Source organism: Microbacterium sp. I2 (genome assembly GCF_051364985.1).
In the GTDB taxonomy this organism is placed as follows: Bacteria; Actinomycetota; Actinomycetes; order Actinomycetales; family Microbacteriaceae; genus Microbacterium.
The window spans coordinates 41,289-57,199 of record NZ_JBLWIH010000010.1; the positions used below are offsets into that span (position 1 = coordinate 41,289).

Here is a 15,911-nt window from a genome sequence, read left to right on the forward strand (position 1 = left end):
GAGACTCACGGGATTCGTCCTTCGATCCCGTCGGCGAGTGTGCGCAGCAAGTGGCCCGTGGCGGTCGGCAGCACGGGGTCCAGGGACGTGTCGCGCACGTCGGCGAGGGTCTGATCGATCACCGCACGCAGCTGCTCGCGAGCTCCGCTGGCGTCCAGTGCCCGTCGTGCATCCTGCACCGCGACCGGGCCGGTGCGCGCGAGGACGAGTGTCGCATCCACGTCCGACCACAGTGCGGACTCGCGCGCGAGCGCGACGAGCGGCGTGCGTTTTCCCTCGCGGAGGTCGCCCCCGCTTTCGCGTCCCGCCTGCTCCGGTGTGCCGAACGCGCCGATCAGGTCGTCGACGAGCTGAAAAGCCAGACCGAGGCGCCCGCCGGCATGGCCGAGGACCCGCACCGCGTCGGCGCTCGCCCCGGCGAGCACGGCACCAGCCTGCAACGGTGCCTGGAAGGAGTACACCGCGGTCTTGTTGAACGCGGCATCGAAGATCTGCTCGGCAGGTGCGCAGTCCGGGACGACGCTGTGCTCGACGTCGGCGAGCTCACCGGCCGCTGAGACGAACATCGCGTCGTCGACGAGCGCGAGCAGACGCTCGCGTACCGGCGGCTCGACGTCGGCCCTCGCCACGAGGCGGATCGCTTCATGCAGCAGCAGGTCGCCGGCGAGGATCGCGGCGGCATCGCCCAGCTGTGCGGCGCCCTGCTCGTCAGCCCCGCTGCGGCGCCCTCGCAATCGGAACTCGCCCGCGACGTTCGGGACGCCACGGCGGACGACGTCATGGTCGATGACATCGTCGTGCACCACGAACGCGGTGTGGAGCAGCTCGAAGGCCGTTGCGACGCTGAGGACGGCGGGCGTGTCGCGCTCGCCTGCGGGAAAGGAGCGGAAGGATGCCGCGACCAGCGCGGGCCGGAACCTCTTGCCGCCCCGCGCCGCACGGGCGATCGCATCGCCGAGCGCCTCGAAACCGCGGCCGACCCCGGCCGCGCGATCGCGAATGCGCATCAGGGCGCCGTCGATCGCGATGTCGAGTTCGGCAGCCTCGGCGACCTCGATCACGAGGCTCTCCGCCGCGACGATGTGCCGAACAGGTTCAGCTGCTGCGCCTGGAGCACGAGCCACGGGCTGAACGCCCAGGGCGTCGCCTCGATCGCCACGGCCAGCGCGGTGGGATCCACCCACTGAGCGTCGACGACCTCGAGAGGGTTGAGCACAGGCTCGTCATCGGTGAAGGCGGTGTAGACCGGGCAGACCTCGTGCTCGACGATGCCGCTCGCATCCGTCGCACGGTAGCGGAACAGGGGAAGGGCCAGTTCGAGGTCGGTCAGCATGATGCCCAACTCGAAGTCGGCCCGTCGGCGGACCGCCGCCACGACCGGCTCGGCGGGGCGCGGATGACCGCAGAAGGAGTTGCTCCACACGCCCGGCCAGGCGCGCTTGCTCAGCGCTCGGCGCGTGACCAGGACGTGACCGTCGCTGTTGACGACATGGCACGAGAACGCCAGGTGCAGAGCGGTCTCGGTGCCGTGCACGCTGCTCTTCGGCGCGGTGCCGATGGCCTGCCCGTCGTCGTCCAGCAGGATCACGTGGTCGGTGTCCACCATCGCTCGCTCCTCGCCAATTCGCTAGCCTATCTAGCGACTTCTCTTGTGCGATGCTACAACGTATGGGGAGGCAACGTCCATGACGTCCGAGCGGTGGATGCCGCAGACCGACCACGATCACGCAGTGATGGGCGTGCTCACGTCGGTCCGTGCGTTGAGCGATGCGATGGATCGCATGCACAGCGGCATGAAGGGCGACATGGACATGAACTCCACAGATCTCGCCGCCCTCCGGCTTCTCATCATGCGCGAACAGGCGGGTGCGGCGGTCAGTCCGCGCGAGATCGCGGCCCACCTCCGGATCACCACTGCCTCCACCACGAAGCTGCTGGACCGCCTCGAACTGTCCGGGCACATCGAGCGGCGCGCGCATCCCCGTGACCGGCGCGCGCGTGTGGTCGTCTTGACGGATGCCGCGAGGCAGGCGTTCTTCCGGACGTTCGGTGCACACCTCAAGGCAATGCGCGGCGTCGCCACCCACTACGACGAGGGTGAGCTGGCAGTGATCCGCCGCTTCATGGACGAGGTTTCGATCGCCATCGATCCGCCGCACTGAAGCAGGTTCGCGGCGCCGGACATCGGAACAGAAACGAAGAAGGACGCCCCCGAGAGGGGACGTCCTTCTTCATTTCTGTTGCGGGGACAGGATTTGAACCTGCGACCTCTGGGTTATGAGCCCAGCGAGCTACCGAACTGCTCCACCCCGCGGCACAAGAAGTAAGCCTAGCACGGATATCAGGAGGGCTCGACACGGGGCCGGCGTGGTTGCCGCCACGGTGTCGACGAGGGGAGGATGATCGCATGCCTCACGAGCGGGACACGCCCCAGACCATCGCGCGGGACGACCGGGCCGACGGCCGTGACGAGACGCCTGCCGAGCGTGCCGACCGCAACTGGAACGAGGTCCTGCAAGAGCTGCGCGTGCTCCAGACCGGCACTCAGATCCTCACCGGGTTCCTGCTCGCCCTGGCGTTCCAGCCGGCGTTCGCCGATCTGTCGGACGGCCAGCGCATCGCGTACCTGGCCTTGGTCGTGCTCTCGGCGCTCAGCTCGATCATCGCTCTGGCACCCGTCGCCCTTCATCGGGTGCTGTTCCAGCAAGGCGCGAAACAGGCGGTCGTGCGGTACGGTCACGCGGCACTCATCACCGCCCTGCTGACCGTGTCGGTGCTCGTCGTCGGCGTCGTGGCGTTCGTCTTCGACGTGGTCGTCGGCGGCGCGACGGTCTGGTGGGTGTTGCTGGCGCTCGCCGTCGTCATCGTGATCCTGTGGCTGGTCGCCCCGGCCGTCATCCGCGTCCGGGTGCGCGCGAACGGGGGCGCCCGATGACCGACTCACTCGCGGTCGGGGTGGCGCAGTTCGCGCCGACGGCCGACACAGAGGCCAATCTCCAGGCCATCGAAGAGCTCGTGGCGACCGCATCCGGTCGTGGTGCCCGCGTGATCGTCTTCCCTGAGTACTCGAGCTACTTCGTCGACCCGTTCGATGAGTCGCTGGCCGCGAATGCGCAGGAGCTCGACGGGCCGTTCGTACAGGCGCTCGCCCGCATCGCCGCCGCACACGAAGTGGTCGTCGTCGCCGGCCTGCTGGAACGCGCCGAGGACGGACGGCGCGTGCGCAACACGGTCGTCGCGGTGGGGCCTGAGGGCCTGCGAGCGCACTATCGCAAGCTGCATCTCTACGACGCGTTCGGGCAGCGGGAGTCGGACTGGATCGAGGCGGGCGACCTCGGCGAGCCCCGGACGTTCGAGTTCGGGGGCCTGCGGTTCGGGCTGATGACCTGCTACGACCTGCGCTTCCCGGAGGTGGGGCGGCTTCTCGTGGACGCGGGGGCGGATGTCTTCCTCGTGCCGGCGGAGTGGGTGCGCGGGCCTCTCAAGGAGCATCACTGGCGCACGCTCCTGCATGCGCGAGCCATCGAGAACACCGTCTTCGTCGCCGCAGCGGACCACCCGCCGCCGCTCGGTATCGGAAGCTCGCTGATCGTGGACCCGCAGGGCGTGGAGCTGGCCGCAGTGGGCACCGCAACGGACGTCGCCGTGGCGCACCTCGACGTCGGTGCGGTCGCCCGTGTCCGACGCGTCAATCCGGCCCTGCAGTTGCGGCGTCTCGGAGTCGTGCCGCGCAGCTGATCGGTCTAGCCGGCGAGAGAGGCGAGACGGGATGCCGCCTCCTCGAGCACCTCGACGCGCTTGCAGGCGGCGAACCGGACCAGAGTGGCGTAATCCGCGCGCCGAGCCGCCGTCGCGAATGCGGTGAGAGGGATGGCGACCACCCCGGCGCGCTCGGGGAGGGCGCGGCAGAACGCCGCGGCATCCCTCGCCCCCAGTGGGGCCGCGTCGGCCACCGTGAAGTAGGAGCCCGCCGGCGCGGACACGTCGAAGCCGGCGGCGCGAAGGCCCTGTCCCAGTCGATCACGTTTGCCACGTAACGCGTCGGCGATGCCTCGGAAGAACGCGTCGCCCAGCCGTAGGCCGGTCGCGATGGCCGGCTGGAACGGGCTGCCGTTGACGTAGGTGAGGAACTGCTTCACGGCCAGCACCGCATCGACGAGGTCCGCAGGCCCGGTGATCCACCCGATCTTCCAGCCCGTGGTCGAGAACGTCTTGCCTCCGGAAGAGATCGAGAGGGTGCGGCCCCAGGCCCCGGGGAGCGTCGCGATGGGCACGTGGCTCTCCTGAAAGACGAGATGCTCGTAGACCTCGTCGGTGACGATCACCGCGTCGTGGCGTTCTGCCAGCCGCACGATCTCGTCACGCACCTCGGCGCTGAACACCGCGCCGGTCGGATTGTGGGGATCGTTCACGAGGATCACGCGGGTGCGGTCCGTCACGGCGGCTCGGAGCTGCTCCAGGTCGGGCTGGAACGACGGCCACGGCAACGGCACCGTGACCAGTCGCGCACCGGCGAGAGCGGCCAGCGCGGCGTACGAGTCGTAGTACGGCTCGAAGACGACGACCTCGTCGTCGAGTCCGTCCACGAGCGCCAGCAACGCGGCGGCGAGAGCTTCGGTGGCTCCCGCCGTCACCAGCACGTTGCGCTCGGGATCCAGACGCAGACCGTAGAACCGCTGCTGGTGTTCGGCGATCGCCGCGAGGAGGTCGGGAATGCCGCGTCCCGGCGGGTATTGGTTCACGCCGTGGGCGATCGCGGATCGCGCCGCCTCCAGGACTTCAGCCGGACCGTCCTCGTCGGGGAACCCCTGCCCGAGATTGATCGCGCCGGTTCTGGCCGCGAGAGCCGACATCTCGGCGAAGATGGTGGGGTGGATCGACCCGTCGGGACCGACGAGTCCCGCGCCTGCCGCGGTGCGGCGCCATGCTCCAGGGATCTCTCGCATCGCTTCACGGTACCGGGCAGACGGCCCGGGATGCTGGGCCGGCTCAGGTGGATCACATAGACGGGTCCCATTCGCGACATAAGAAACGCACAGCATCGGTGGGCAGTGTGGTCAGTGCTTGGCAGAAGGAGCAATCATGAGCGACATCCAGGGCGATCGCCCGGAAGACCAGACCCCCGCGACCGACCACGAGGTCTCCGCCGAGTCGCCGTCCACGGCGCCGTCGCAGACGCCCGCCGACGCGCCGACCGTCCCGCCCGGACCGCCGGTGCCGCCGATCACGCAGCCCGCGGCATCCGTGCAGCCGGCGACGGCGCCGCCGGTCCCGCCCGCGGGATTCCCCGCCGGCGCCCACGCCTACGCCCGCCCGCAGGGCTATGCCGGTCAGCCGGCGCCGCACCCTCACTCGTACGCGGGTCAGCAGACGTCCTCCGCGCCGGGTGCCGCGTTCGGTGCGCGCCCCGCCGACACCCAGCCCACCGTCCCCCTGACCGGGGCCGGCGTGGGGCACACTCCGGGCGAGACCGCCGGGCGGGCAGGCGCCGGGCCTAAGAAGCCGTCGGGCGCGGGCAAGGTCGTCGGGCTCATCGTCGCCGCGGCCATCGTCGGCGGCGCGGCAGGCCTGGGCGGTGCCTACGCCGGTGTGAACTGGTTCTCGCCGACGGGCACAGCTCCGATCGCCGGCCCGAGCACGGTGACGGTCAACGACACCGAATCGGTGAACCAGACCACCGCGATCGCGGCGAAGGTCGTGCCGAGCGTCGTCACGATTTCGGCGACCAGCTCCGCCGGCAGCGGGACAGGCTCGGGCGTCGTTCTCACGGAGGACGGCTACGTCGTCACCAACACGCACGTCGTGACACTCGACGGTGCCAGCGGCGACGCGTCGATCCGCGTCACGACAGCCGATGGCCGGGTGTACGACGCCGAGGTCGTCGGCACCGATCCCACCTACGACCTCGCGGTCATCAAGCTGGTGGATGCCGGGGGCCTGACTCCCGTCGAGTTCGCCGACTCCAGCGAGCTCAATGTGGGCGACTCCACGATCGCCGTCGGCGCGCCCCTGGGGCTGGCCAACACGGTGACCACGGGTATCGTCAGTGCGCTCAACCGCTCCATCTCCATCGCCTCCTCCGCCGCGCCCGACTCGGGCGACCAGCCGCAGGAGCAGCCGGACGAGGGTGAGGGCGAAGAAGGACCGTTCCGGTTCGACTTCGGTCAGGGCCAGCAGCAGCAGGCGCCGACGCAGACCATCTCGATCGCCGTCATCCAGACCGACGCCGCCATCAACCCGGGCAACTCCGGCGGCGCGCTGGTCGATTCCGAGGGCAAGCTCATCGGCATCAACGTCGCGATCGCGACGGCCGGTGGCTCGGCGACCGAGGGTTCCGGCTCGATCGGGGTCGGCTTCTCGATCCCGTCCGACATCGTCGAGCGCATCACCGACGAGATCATCGAGAACGGTGAGGCGACGCACGGCCTCCTCGGCGCCAGTGTCCAGCCGGCAGCGGCGGTCGAGGATTCCGACATCACCGGCGCGTACATCGCGGAGGTCGTCGACGGGGGAGCCGCGGCCGCGGCCGGTCTCGAAGTGGGCGACGTCGTCACCGGGTTCAACGGGGTGCCGATCACCGATGCGACCGATCTGACGGCTCAGGTGCGTGCGGCTGCCGCCGGAAGCGACGCCGAGGTCACGTACGTCCGCGATGGCGAGACCCGCACGATCGAAGTCACGCTCGGCACGCTCGAGCAGTAATCCTGCCGCATGAGGGACGCCGCCCCTCGAGTCACGCCCGCACACGGGCGATAGGCTCGAGGGGTGGCGTCCTTCTCGTTCGGGGCGGGAAATGCGATCAAGCTCGCGACGATCCCGCTGTATGCCGCGGGGCGCATGCTGACCCTCCTCGTCCCGCGCTCACGCGACGAGTGGGTCTTCGGGTGCGCGGTGGGCATCGCGGACGGTGCCCTCGCGCTGTGGGATGTCGCGGCGGCCGACGGGCGCCCGGCGGTCTGGATGGTCGCGAACAGGCGCGAGGCGACGGATGCCGCGACGCGCGGCATCCCCGCCGTCTCGAAGAACTCGCTGCGAGGCCTGTGGCGCACGGCGCGGGCGCGGGTCGTGGTCGTGACGCACGGCTTCGGCGATGTGAACCGGTACGCGGTCTCGGGTGCACTGGTCGTCCAGTTGTGGCACGGGATCCCGCTCAAGCGCATCGGGCTGGACTCGCCCGAGACGCTCAGAGTGCCGCGGATGTTCTCCCGGACGCCGCTGGCAGCGGCCCTTCGCCGCCTCCTGCGCACGATGTACCGCGTCGCCCAGCGCAGGATCCGTGTGCTGCCCGCCGCCTCGCACGTCGCACGTGGACGACTCGAGTCGGCGTTCGGGCTCTCTGACGCGCGGGTCCCCGTGACGGGCGAGCCGCGCGTGGACGTCCTCTCGCGCGGCACGCCCGAACAGCGTCGCCGCGAAGCCCGGGCCGCCATCGCCCAGGCATGCCCGCGCGCGGACCCCGCGATGCGCTTCATCCTGTACGCGCCCACGTGGCGCGACGGCGCAGCGGATCCCGCGGTCCCGACGTCGCGTGAGTGGGAGAGCATCGTCCAGGTGCTGACACGTCATGATGCGGCGCTGCTCGTGCGATCGCACCCGTTGGGCGCGGGGGAGTACGCGCCTCCGTTCGCGACAGACCGCATCCACGCACTCGGCTCGGATCTGGTCGCGGATGTGACGCCGTTGCTCCCCGGCATGGACGCTCTGATCACCGACTATTCCTCGCTGGTGTTCGACGCCGCACTCGTACCCCTTCCGGTCGTGTTCCTTGCGCCGGATCTGGACGAGTACGCACGGAGGCGGGGCTTCTACGGGCAGTACGGCGATGTCGCGGGCGACGACTGGGCGTCGGATTGGGCGGGAGCAGTCGCGCAGCTCGACGACGTACTGGGCGACCCGGCAACGTGTGCGGACCGCGTCGGTCGTTCGCGTGCGCTGAGCGCGCGTATGCACAGCCACCGCGACGGCGGCAACGCCGAAAGGGTGTACCGTGCGATTCTGGCCGGACTGGACGAACCCGAAGGAGCATTCGTGCCCATGGAAGGACCCCGATGACCCACGCGCTCTTCACGACCGACGGAGGACCGGCGCTGGTCGTCTCGGGCGAGGGCGAACGGCCGGCCGCGGTCGAGCTCGTCGGGCCGAGGGCCCGGGTGGTGGCCACGCTGACCGGGCGCGGCAAGACGTGGCGGGCGGTGCTGCCCCTGCGGGCCGCACGCTGGGGCGGGCCGGAGCTGCCGCTGCCCAGCGGCGTGTACGACCTGCGCGTCGCGGATGCCCAGAGCCGCGGCATCCCGTCTCCCGATGCCGTGCCTCTCACGCAGCTGGGGACGCTGCGCGCAGAACTCGATGCCTGGACGCTCCGGGTGGGTCCGCCGATCGATCCGGCGTACGACTCCGGTGAGGGACAGGACGCGCTCGAACGACGGTACGCCACGAGGCCGTCGGGATTCGAGAACGCCGTCTTCTTCGAGAGCTTCTACGGTCGCAACGCCAGCTGCAACCCGCTGGCGATCGATCGAGAACTGGTGCGCCGTGCGCCCGGTGTCACGCGCTACTGGAGCGTCGTCGATCTGTCGGTCGCCGTGCCCGAGGGCGCCGTTGCGGTCGTGGAGGGTAGCCCGGAGTGGTGGCGTGCGCGCGGCGCCGCACGTCTGCTGGTGGTCAACGACTGGCTGCGGCGGCGATTCGTGCGCCGCAAGGGACAGGTCGTCCTGCAGACCTGGCACGGCACCCCGCTCAAGCGTCTCGCGCTGCATCGTCCCGGGTTCGACCCGCGGCGGATGGTGGCCGTCATCCGCGAGTCCCGGCGCTGGAACGTCCTGCTGGCGCAGAACCCGTACGCCGCCACGATCCTCGGCAAGGCCTACGCGTTCCTCTCCCGCCCGATCTGGGTCGAGGGCTACCCCCGCAACGACCTGCTCGCCCGCGGTGCGGACGCATCCGCGACGCGTGCGGCCCTCGGCATCCGTCCCGGCGAGAGGGTGCTGCTGTACGCCCCCACATGGCGAGACGACAGGGATGAGATCGTCGACTTCGTCGATCCGGCGACGTTGGCCGCTGCCGCGGATGCCGTCGTGCTGGTCCGCGGGCACTCTCGCACGCTGCTGCCCGGGCGGGACGCCGAGGGCCCGCGCGTCGTGGACGTCACGGGTTTTCCTGACACCTCGCAACTGCTGCTGAGCGCCGACGCGCTGATCACCGACTACTCGTCGGTGATGTTCGACTTCTCGGTCACGGGGAAGCCGATGTACTTCCTCGTCCCCGACATGGAGCACTTCCGCGGTGAGCTGCGCGGCTTCTACTTCGACCTCGCGGCGCATGCACCAGGTCCGGTCGTGCGCAGTCAGCGCGAACTGGTGGCCGCACTGGCGCGAGATGACACCGAGGCCTACGCGCAGAAGTACGCGACCTGGCGTGCGAAGTTCAACTCCCGCGATGACGGGAACGCCGCCGAGCGCGTGGTCTCGCGGATCCTCGACCAGGGTTTCATCGATCCCGCCGCGCCGCTCGCCTGACGGCGAGTTCTTCGCGCTCAGGGCAGCGGTGTGTTCCTGCTGCCCAGTCGCGAGGTGTCGACGGTGTCGTGGGCTCCGCGCACGAGGCCGACGACGAACCCCCAGCCCCAGGAGAGGTGCATCGTGGGCAGCACGGCGGCGCTCCACAGCTTGTCTCGCCAGCCGCGTCCGCCGCCGGGGCCGATCGCGACCGCCGCGATCAGAGCCGCGTACGCGACGATCGGGAGATAGACGATGGATGCCGCGACCGACGCCCACCCGTGGATCACACCGGTGAGCTGCAGGACGCCGAGGATCAGGGCGAACACGATCGTGAGCACGAGGGCGGGCGGTGCAAAGAACCGGAGCGAGTTGCCGCGGCCGAAGCGGCGGACCAGCTCGCCCCGCCACCGCCCGGTGGCCGAGAACTGCCGAACCAGGCGCGTCCAGCTCTCGCGCGGCCAGTAGGTCACCGACAGTGAGGGGTCGAACCAGACACGGTAGCCCGCGCGGCGGATGCGCAGGTTCAGCTCCCAATCCTCGCCGCGCCGGATCGTCTCGTCGAAGAGACCGACCTCGTCCAGCACGGCACGGCGCATGACGCCGAGGTAGGCCGACTCCGCCTCGCCTTCCTGGGTGCCGCCGTGGTAGGCGCCCCCACCCAGCCCGATCGGCGAGTTGTAGGCCCGTGCGACCGCGCGCTGGAACGGAGTGCGCCCGTCGGCTCTCATGACGCCGCCGACGTTGGCCGCGCGCGCACGATCGAGTGCCGCGAGCGCCCGCGTGGTGTAGTCGGGCTCGAGTTCGGAATGCGCGTCGACCCGCACGATCGTCGGGTAGCGCCCGGCCCGGATGGCGAGATTCAGCCCCATCGGGATGTCGGCGGCGGGGTTGTCGACCAGCACGACCCGCGCGTCCTGATCGGCAAGCTCGCGTGCCAGGTCGGACGTGCCGTCCGTCGACGGTCCGAGCGCGAGGATCAGCTCGGTCGGGCCCTCGACATCCTGCGCGAGGACGGTCTCCACCGCGCGCCGCAGGTACCCGCGTTCGTTGAGCACGGGCATGACGAACGTCACGCCGGCCGTGGGAGGGACGACCGGAGCGTCCCGGCGCCCACGATGCTCGACATGCACGCGTCGATCATGTCATGGGCGCCGCCGTGAACCCGCTGACCGCCCCATGGGGTCATGCGCGCCGCGGTTAGGCTAGAGGCGTGGGTGTTGTCTCGGATGGGAAGAAGGCGGTCGGCCTCGTCCGCAAGGCGGTGAGGAACCGCTCTGCGGCGCACGACGTCCGCCGGACGCTCGCCTCTCGACCGCAGCATCCGCCGTTCCACTATCGCGTCGCGGTGTATTTCGCCGACGGTGCGGTCAACATGTACCAGATGCGGCAGTGGTACAAGCCGCTGGCCGAACTCGCGAAGACGTGGCCCGTCGTCGTCCTCAGCCGTGCAGCGACGGGAGCACGTGTGATGCTCTCGGAGGATGCCCCGCCGGTCGCCTTCGTGCCCACGGTGCGGGATCTGGAGCGCTTTCTCGCGCAGCAGGACATCCGCGTCGTGCTGTACGTGAACCAGAACACACGGAACTTCCAGATGTTCCGCTATGGCAGGCGCTGGCACGTGTTCATCAACCACGGCGAGTCCGACAAGATGTACATGACCACGAACCAGTACAAGGCGTATGACTACGCGCTGGTCGCCGGCGATGCCGCCCGCGAGCGGCTGTCACGCGTGCTGTGGGATTACGACGTCGAACGTCGTGCCATCGAGATCGGCCGGCCGCAGGCCGACCACTACTCCGGGACGCTGCCGTACCGGCCGGACGACCGCACCGTCGTGCTGTACGCCCCCACATGGGAGGGGGATCGGCCGTCGGCCCACTACGGTTCGGTGCTCTCGCACGGCGAGGCCCTCGTCGGCGCCCTGCTGTCCACCGGGCGGCACCGCGTGATCTACCGGCCGCACCCGCGGTCGGGTGTCGTCAACGCGGAGTACGGCGCGGCGAATCGCCGGATCATCGCGGCGCTCGCCGCGGCGAACGCCGCTGATCCCTCCGGCCAGCACGTGTACGACGACGGCCCGGAGCTGGGATGGCAGCTCTCGGCGGCCGACGTCGCCATCGTCGACATCTCGGCGATGGTGTACGACCGGCTCGCCGCCGACAAGCCGCTGATGATCACTCGGCCCGCCGACCCGGCCGCGGCGATCGACACGCACGGCTACCTCTCGGCCTGCGAATGGCTGGACGCGTCCGCCGCGCCCGCGATCGTCGCCGAAACCGAGCGGGTGCTCGCAGACCCCGAAGCCGTTGCACGGCTGGAGCGATGGGTGCGTCGCTACTTCGGCGACACGACACCCGGTGCAGCGACCGCACGATTCCACGGGGCGATCCGTCATCTCATGGAGGAGTGGGATCGCTGGTACGCGCAGTCTGTCGAGGAGACGGACGACGAGGACCGCGAGCAGGACGAGGCCGAGCTCGACGACGCCCTCGAGGGCTGACCGCGGTCAGGAGACGGCGGCGGGGCGCTCGACCAGCCGTGCGATCGCTCTCAGCGGGATCGCGACCCACGTGGGCCGGTTGCGCGATTCGTAGATGGCCTCGTACACGGCTTTGTCCAGCTCGAAGGCTGCCAGCAGCGGATGGCGCGGATCCAGGTCTGCACCCGTGGTGGCGGCATACGCCTCGACGAAGGCCCGCCGCGCACCGCGCGCCCACTCGCGCACGGATTCCGCCGAGCGGTCCGGGTCGTCCTGACGGAGTGATCCGGCCACGTAATCGAAGGAGCGGAGCATCCCGGCGACATCTCGCAGTGCGAAGTCGTGCTGCGTGCGCTCGGCCATCGGTCGCAGCGGCTCGCCTTCGAAGTCCAGCAGCACCCAGCCCCGGCGGGGCACGTGCAGCACCTGCCCGAGGTGATAGTCGCCGTGGATCCGCTGCAGCGGAGGCCACTCGACTTCGAGGGCACGCCGGTACAGTGCTTCGGCCGCCTCTCTCCGCTCGGCCACCTCGGGCACCTCGGCGATCGCGATCGCCAGTCGCCGCGCCCACGTCGAGGCGACGGCGCCGCGGTCGGCGGCGGTCGCGAGGCGGGTGGGGAAGAGGTCGGCCAGCGAGAGGTGAACGTTCGCAGTTGCCGTGCCGAGGTCCGCCGCGGGCGCCCGGAAGTCCTCGTCGCGCGCCGCGGCCAGGAGGGCGACCCGCCACGCATCCTCGACGTCCGGCAGGAATTCCTGCGCGAACGCCAGCGAACCGGTGACCGTCCCATGGGCGGTGGTCAGGTCGGGCCAGGTTCCCTCGATCCAGCCGATGGACGCGGGCACACGCGTGGAGCCGGCATTCGAGAGCGCACTCTGCAGTTCGATGTCGGGGTTGAGTCCGGGATGCAGCTGTCGGTAGATCTTGCAGATGATCGGCGACCCGCCGCCTTCGTAGATCACGGAGGTGTTGGACTGCTCGCTGCTGACCACTCGGGCGACCCGCGCCGCGATGGCGCTCATCGCCGACACCGAATGCCCGACCGCGGTCGTCTGCGGCCCTCGCGCGGTGCCACCGGAGAGCACGAGTGTGAGCAGCGCATCGGTGTACGCGGGGTCGAAGGGCCCGTCGATGAACGTCGTCCCGGGCTCCGGGCTGCCGATGACGTGCTCGGGGTCGCAGACCACCGTCTCGGTCGCCCGCGCGACGACGGGAAGTTGATAGAGCACGGCGGGCAAGGCGCCCTCATCTGCCACGAGGAACGTGCGCACGTGAATCTCCCCGCCGGTCGCAGACGAGGGCAGGTCCCACCACGACACCAGACGAAGGCTCGGCGGGCGCCCCTTCGCGGCATACCACCGCTGCCGCGGCATCCAGGCCGCCAGGCACGCCAACGTGCTGTCCATACCTGTGAGGGTATGCCCCGCGCACGTCGGCTGTCGAGATCCGGATGAAAGCGCTTGCATCGGTCAGCATCGGAGGGCGGCGATGGACGCCTTCGGCCAAGGCGGTCGTTGGGGACTTTAGAACGTGCATGTGAATCTATCGCTTGATCGATCGGGGTGCGACTCTGCCTGCAGCCGCACGATCTTGCAGGTCCTTGCGCCATCGAGACAGATGAGTGAGCACTTCGCGCGCCCGTTCGGCTACTTCACCGGCCTCAGCCAGTGTCGTAGGTGCGTACTATTCTTGATGCATGGCGGACGTTCCCGGATTCGATCCTTCCGACCCTTGGGGTGAGGGGATTCCGGATGCGGTGGAGTGGATGCCGGTGCCGGATGGGTGGATCTGGTGACGGAGTCGGCGACGATGATGTCGGTGTTCGCCGCGGAACGCCTGATCCGGATTGAGGCGATGCGGCGGGAGTTGCTGGCGGAGGCGGTGGGTCGTGGTGCCGGGGTGTTGGACATCGTGGAGGTCGATCCGGTTGGAGTTGGCGGCGGCGATGCGGGTCACCGAGTACACCGCCGGCCGGCTGCTGACCCAGGCGGAGGCGTTGACGGGCCGGTACCCGGTGGTGTTGGCGTCGTTGGGGTCGGGGCGGATCACCGAGAAGCATGCCGAGGTGTTCGTGGACCTGGTCGACGAGGTCCCGGCAGGACTGCGGGGGCAGGTCGTTGATCGGGCGGTCCGGTTGGCGGAGGCCGAACCGGTGGGCACGTTCCGGCGGGGCCTGCGCACGTTGATCCAGACGGTGCAGGCGACCACGTTGCAGGAGCGACACCAACAGGGGCTGCGGGAGCGGCGGGTCTGGGTCGACCCGGGACAAGACGGCATGGGCACCCTGTGCGTGTACGGGCCGCTGGTGGAGTTGCATGCCATCCACGGGCGGGTCACCGCGATCGCCAAAACCATCACCGGCCACCACCACCACCAGCACCAGGGCGACCAGCACCAGGGCGACCAGCACCAGGGCGACCAGCACCAGGGCGACCAGCACCAGGGCGACCAGCACCAGGGCGACCAGCACCAGGGCGACCAGAACCAGGGCGACCAGAACCAGGGCGACCAGAACCAGGGCGACCAGCACCAGGGTGACCAGACCCGGGGCGACGATGGCGGCGGCGGGGTCGATACCCGGACGTTGGATCAGGTGCGTGCGGATGTGGTGTGCGACCTGCTCATCGACGGCACCACCACCGCGACGCCGGCCGCAGCATCCGGGATCCGCGCCACCGTGGTGGTCACCGTGCCCGCCCTGACCCTCCTCGACGACGACGCGGCGAACAGGTGTGATCCGGCGGTGGTGGAAGGCATCGGCCCCATCCCCCTCACTCGGGCGCGGGAGTTGTGTGGGGGTGAGGGGAAGTGGATGCGGGTGCTCACCCACCCCGAGACCGGCATGGTCCTCTCCGTGGGCCGCGACCGCTACGACCCACCCACCCCCCTCCGCAAACTCGTGAAATGGCGGGCCGACCGGTGCATGGGACCGGGCTGCACCATGCCCGCCTCCCGCTGTCAGATCGACCACCAGATCCGGTGGACCGACGGCGGCCACACCAGCCTGGACAACCACGCCCCGCTCTGCCAGAACCACCACCTCGTCAAAGACAACACCGACTGGACCGTCACCCAGATCCACGGCAGCGGCGGCGCCATCCAATGGCTCTCACCCACCGGACGCCGGTACATCGTGCAACCCGAACGCAAAGTTCCCGTCTTCACCACACCCCGCGACCACACCACCCACCACGCACCCTTCTAAAACCACCACCACGGCGCGGTCGCACGTGATCGCGGTCATGCTGAAACCGTCAGCACGCCTCGCGGCAGGCCGCCGCGAGCGGTTCGCAGCGGCGGCTATTCGTCCTCGCCGGACTCGAGCGGCTGAACGATCTCGATGACGGGTGCGACGGGGATCACGATCGACTCGACCGCACCGCCTCCACCCAGGCCGAAGAGATCGAGCGATCCCGCATCGACGGGCGCAGCATCCGCTAGCCGTTCTGCGGCCGTCTCCGCCCGAAGCGGCTCACCGGGAAGCCCGGGAAGTTCGTCGTTGTGCTCCGGTCGCTGCATGAACAGACCCATACCGACATTGTCGCCCTGCGCGGGTGTCGCGGCTCACATCACGAACCGCCACAAGTACTCCTCGCCGTCGTCGGGTCGGAACCAGGCCAGCGTCACGATGGTCTCATCGGGCTCGGCGTCGCACAGACAGAGTTCCGCAGTGTCGCCCGGCGGCATCTGTCCCCAGTGCTCCGTGACCGCGCGGCGACCGAGGTCGAGGAAGATGCGGACGAAATCCACGGCGGCGGGACCGACGTTCGTGACGAGCGGATGCCGATCGTAGATCCGGTCGATCCGCCACGGCACGCGGTAGGCGAGTGGTGGGCGGGGTCCGTCGGGCTCGAGAGCGTGCAGCATGGCGGCCACCGTAGGAGCCGGAGCCGACGCCAGGGACGGGATTCCCCGGTCATCGGAGCGCGCTGTGCAA

The 15,911-nt window shown here is 69.9% G+C and carries 15 protein-coding genes and 1 tRNA gene; 8 read left to right on the plus strand and 8 right to left on the minus strand.

Annotated features, from left to right (window positions below):
* Nucleotides 1-5 precede the first annotated feature (5 nt).
* Nucleotides 6-1,061 (minus strand): polyprenyl synthetase family protein, encoded by a 1,056-nt coding sequence (locus ACLKM7_RS09335; RefSeq protein ID WP_436446929.1) that lies wholly within the window; start codon nt 1,059-1,061, stop codon nt 6-8.
* Nucleotides 1,058-1,606, minus strand: a complete 549-nt coding sequence (idi, locus tag ACLKM7_RS09340) for an isopentenyl-diphosphate Delta-isomerase (RefSeq protein ID WP_436446930.1) — start codon at nt 1,604-1,606, stop codon at nt 1,058-1,060. The genes ACLKM7_RS09335 and idi overlap by 4 nt, the downstream gene beginning before the upstream one ends.
* 79 nt (nt 1,607-1,685) lie before the next feature.
* Here idi and ACLKM7_RS09345 point away from each other — a divergent pair, with 79 nt between their 5' ends.
* Complete coding sequence (locus ACLKM7_RS09345) at nt 1,686-2,162, plus strand: MarR family winged helix-turn-helix transcriptional regulator (protein WP_436446931.1); 477 nt, start codon at nt 1,686-1,688, stop codon at nt 2,160-2,162.
* A 78-nt stretch (nt 2,163-2,240) separates the two neighbouring features.
* On the opposite strand, the gene ACLKM7_RS09350 is transcribed toward ACLKM7_RS09345, so the two are convergent.
* Nucleotides 2,241-2,314: transfer RNA gene (locus ACLKM7_RS09350), tRNA-Met, on the minus strand.
* 93 nt (nt 2,315-2,407) lie between these two features.
* Between ACLKM7_RS09350 and ACLKM7_RS09355 the strand changes: the two genes are divergently transcribed.
* On the plus strand, nt 2,408-2,935 hold the full coding sequence (locus tag ACLKM7_RS09355) for a DUF6328 family protein (protein ID WP_436446932.1): 528 nt from the start codon (nt 2,408-2,410) through the stop codon (nt 2,933-2,935).
* Nucleotides 2,932-3,738: a carbon-nitrogen hydrolase family protein gene (locus ACLKM7_RS09360; protein ID WP_436446933.1), complete on the plus strand. Its 807-nt coding sequence runs from the start codon at nt 2,932-2,934 to the stop codon at nt 3,736-3,738. The genes ACLKM7_RS09355 and ACLKM7_RS09360 overlap by 4 nt, the downstream gene beginning before the upstream one ends.
* Before the next feature lie 5 nt (nt 3,739-3,743).
* On the opposite strand, the gene ACLKM7_RS09365 is transcribed toward ACLKM7_RS09360, so the two are convergent.
* The gene (locus ACLKM7_RS09365) at nt 3,744-4,946 is read right to left on the minus strand and encodes an aminotransferase class I/II-fold pyridoxal phosphate-dependent enzyme (RefSeq protein ID WP_436446934.1); all 1,203 of its coding nucleotides are present in this window, start codon (nt 4,944-4,946) and stop codon (nt 3,744-3,746) included.
* A gap of 136 nt (nt 4,947-5,082) precedes the next feature.
* Here ACLKM7_RS09365 and ACLKM7_RS09370 point away from each other — a divergent pair, with 136 nt between their 5' ends.
* The 3 genes from ACLKM7_RS09370 (at nt 5,083) to ACLKM7_RS09380 (ending at nt 9,515) form a co-directional block, all read left to right on the plus strand.
* Complete coding sequence (locus ACLKM7_RS09370; protein ID WP_436446935.1) at nt 5,083-6,702, plus strand: S1C family serine protease; 1,620 nt, start codon at nt 5,083-5,085, stop codon at nt 6,700-6,702.
* A gap of 63 nt (nt 6,703-6,765) precedes the next feature.
* Entirely contained in the window at nt 6,766-8,052 is a 1,287-nt protein-coding gene (locus ACLKM7_RS09375) for a CDP-glycerol glycerophosphotransferase family protein (protein ID WP_436446936.1), read from the plus strand.
* Nucleotides 8,049-9,515, plus strand: a complete 1,467-nt coding sequence (locus tag ACLKM7_RS09380; RefSeq protein WP_436446937.1) for a CDP-glycerol glycerophosphotransferase family protein — start codon at nt 8,049-8,051, stop codon at nt 9,513-9,515. Before ACLKM7_RS09375 ends, ACLKM7_RS09380 begins: the two co-directional genes overlap by 4 nt.
* 17 nt (nt 9,516-9,532) lie before the next feature.
* Here ACLKM7_RS09380 and ACLKM7_RS09385 read toward each other — a convergent pair whose 3' ends face one another.
* Entirely contained in the window at nt 9,533-10,558 is a 1,026-nt protein-coding gene (locus ACLKM7_RS09385) for a glycosyltransferase (protein WP_436447220.1), read from the minus strand.
* A gap of 149 nt (nt 10,559-10,707) precedes the next feature.
* Between ACLKM7_RS09385 and ACLKM7_RS09390 the strand changes: the two genes are divergently transcribed.
* Nucleotides 10,708-11,997, plus strand: a complete 1,290-nt coding sequence (locus tag ACLKM7_RS09390) for a CDP-glycerol glycerophosphotransferase family protein (protein WP_436446938.1) — start codon at nt 10,708-10,710, stop codon at nt 11,995-11,997.
* A gap of 6 nt (nt 11,998-12,003) precedes the next feature.
* Here the strand turns inward: ACLKM7_RS09390 and ACLKM7_RS09395 are convergent, their stop codons facing one another.
* Nucleotides 12,004-13,380 carry a maltokinase N-terminal cap-like domain-containing protein gene (locus ACLKM7_RS09395; RefSeq protein WP_436446939.1) on the minus strand — a complete coding sequence of 459 codons (1,377 nt, stop codon included), beginning with the start codon at nt 13,378-13,380 and terminating at the stop codon, nt 12,004-12,006.
* Nucleotides 13,381-13,865: 485 nt separating this feature from the next.
* On the opposite strand from ACLKM7_RS09395, the gene ACLKM7_RS09400 reads away from it, so the two are divergent.
* Complete coding sequence (locus tag ACLKM7_RS09400) at nt 13,866-15,179, plus strand: DUF222 domain-containing protein (RefSeq protein ID WP_436447221.1); 1,314 nt, start codon at nt 13,866-13,868, stop codon at nt 15,177-15,179.
* Nucleotides 15,180-15,274: 95 nt separating this feature from the next.
* Here ACLKM7_RS09400 and ACLKM7_RS09405 read toward each other — a convergent pair whose 3' ends face one another.
* The gene (locus tag ACLKM7_RS09405) at nt 15,275-15,505 is read right to left on the minus strand and encodes a hypothetical protein (protein ID WP_436446940.1); all 231 of its coding nucleotides are present in this window, start codon (nt 15,503-15,505) and stop codon (nt 15,275-15,277) included.
* A gap of 33 nt (nt 15,506-15,538) precedes the next feature.
* Nucleotides 15,539-15,841: a hypothetical protein gene (locus ACLKM7_RS09410; protein ID WP_436446941.1), complete on the minus strand. Its 303-nt coding sequence runs from the start codon at nt 15,839-15,841 to the stop codon at nt 15,539-15,541.
* Nucleotides 15,842-15,911 lie beyond the last annotated feature (70 nt).